The following is a 1863-nucleotide window of genomic DNA, read 5'->3' as shown; positions in this document are numbered from 1 at the left end:
GAGTTACCGTTACACTGATGGATACCGTGGTTGTTCCGCCTTTGCCATCGCTTACTGTTACTGTAAAACTGTCCGTTCCGTTGAAGTTGGCGTTTGGCGTATAGGTGTAGGTTCCGTCTGGTCTTACCACTACTGTTCCGCTTGTCGGAGCGGTTGTCGTGGTAAACGTCAATGCATCACCATCGGCATCAGTTGCAGTGATTTTTCCGTTAAGGGGAACATCTTCAGCTGTGGTGATTGCCGGAGCGGTAGCCACCGGAGCAACATTGGTTTGGGCAACGTTTACATTGACCGTTACTGTCGCTGTTCCGCCTTTGCCATCGCTTACTGTTACGGTGAAACTGTCCGTTCCACTGTAACTGTTGTTAGGTGTGTTGCCGGAGGTGTTCCTGTTGTGAAGGTTAAAGGATCGCCGTCAACATCAGTTGCGGTAACCTGACCACTTATCGGCGTATTTTTATTGGTGCCAACGGTTATCAGAATAGCCGCTACCGGAACATCATTGACCGGAGTGATTGTTACATTGATGGTTACCGTTGTCGTTCCGCCTTTACCATCGCTTACCGTTACAACAAAAATGTCGGTTCCGTTGAAGTTCGCATTTGGTGTATAAGTGTAGGTTCCGTCAGATCTTACCATTACCGTTCCATTTGTTGGAGCTGTCGTCGTAGTAAACGTCAAGGCATCACCGTCCGCATCGCTTGCCGTGATCGTTCCGTTCACCGGAACATCTTCAGCTGTGGTGATTGCCGGAGAAGTCGCCACCGGAGCGACATTGGTTTGGGCAACTTTTACATTAACCGTTGCCGTGGTTGTTCCGCCTTTGCCATCGCTAACTGTTACTGTGAAACTGTCAGTTCCGCTGTAATTGTTGTTAGGTGTGTAAGTAAATGTTCCATTAGGATTTACCACAACAGTACCATTTGCCGGAGGTGTTCCTGCTGTGAAGGTCAACGGATCGCCGTCAACATCAGTAGCAGTAACCTGACCACTTAACGGCGTATTTTTATTGGTACTAACGTTTACAGGAGTAGCCGCTACCGGAACATCATTAACCAAACTGTCGGTTCCGTTGAAGTTCGCGTTTGGCGTATAGGTGTAGGTTCCATCAGGTCTTACCACTACCGTTCCATTTGTTGGAGCTGTCGTCGTGGTAAACGTCAAGGCATCACCATCCACATCGCTTGCCGTGATCGTTCCGTTAACCGAAACATCTTCAGTTGTGGTGATTGCTGGCGACGTAGCTGTTGGCGCATCGTTCAYAGGGGTTACCGTTACGTTGATGGTTACCGTTGTTGTTCCACCTTTACCATCGCTTACYGTTACMACAAAACTGTCKGTTCCGTTGAAGTTSGCGTTTGGSGTATAGGTGTAGGTTCCATCYGGTCTTACCACTACCGTTCCATTGGCTAGAGGTGTAGTCGTGGTGAAGGCACTCGCCGTGATCGTTCCGTTCACCGGAACATCTTCAGCTGTGGTTACCGCAGGCGAGGTAGCCACCGGAGCATCGTTGACCGAAGTTACCGTTACGTTGATGGTCACTGTTGTTGTTCCGCCCTTGCCATCGCTCACTGTTACAACAAAACTGTCCGTTCCGTTGTAGTTTGCGTTTGGCGTGTAAGTGTAGGTGCCGTCTGGCCTTACCACCACCGTTCCGTTAGTTGGAGGTGTAGTCGTGGTGAACGTTAATGCATCACCATCCACATCGCTTGCAGTGATCGTTCCGTTCACAGGTACATCTTCTGCTGTGGTGATTGCAGGCGAKGTAGCCACCGGAGCATCGTTGACCGAAGTTACCGTTACGACGATGGTTACCGTTGTTGTTCCACCTTTACCATCGCTTACTGTTACAACAAAACTGTC

Annotated in this window: 2 protein-coding genes and 1 pseudogene; all 3 read right to left on the bottom strand. The window is 49.5% G+C overall.

Annotated elements, in window-relative coordinates; genetic code table 11:
* A partial coding sequence (locus ASE92_RS07145; protein ID WP_235527312.1) for an Ig-like domain-containing protein occupies window positions 1–256 on the bottom strand: 256 nt, incomplete at its 3' end.
* 27 nt (window positions 257–283) lie between these two features.
* A pseudogene (locus tag ASE92_RS21695) lies at window positions 284–346 on the bottom strand (hypothetical protein); the annotation flags it as partial.
* The coding region (locus tag ASE92_RS07140; protein ID WP_157255674.1) for a tandem-95 repeat protein at window positions 331–1863 on the bottom strand (1533 nt) is incomplete at its 5' end. The pseudogene ASE92_RS21695 and the gene ASE92_RS07140, both read right to left, overlap by 16 nt.

The sequence above is a fragment of the Pedobacter sp. Leaf41 genome, from assembly GCF_001422545.1.
In the GTDB taxonomy this organism is placed as follows: domain Bacteria; phylum Bacteroidota; class Bacteroidia; order Sphingobacteriales; family Sphingobacteriaceae; genus Pedobacter.
The sequence above is the reverse complement of the archived record's forward strand: the minus strand, read 5'-3'. Positions and strand labels throughout refer to the sequence as shown.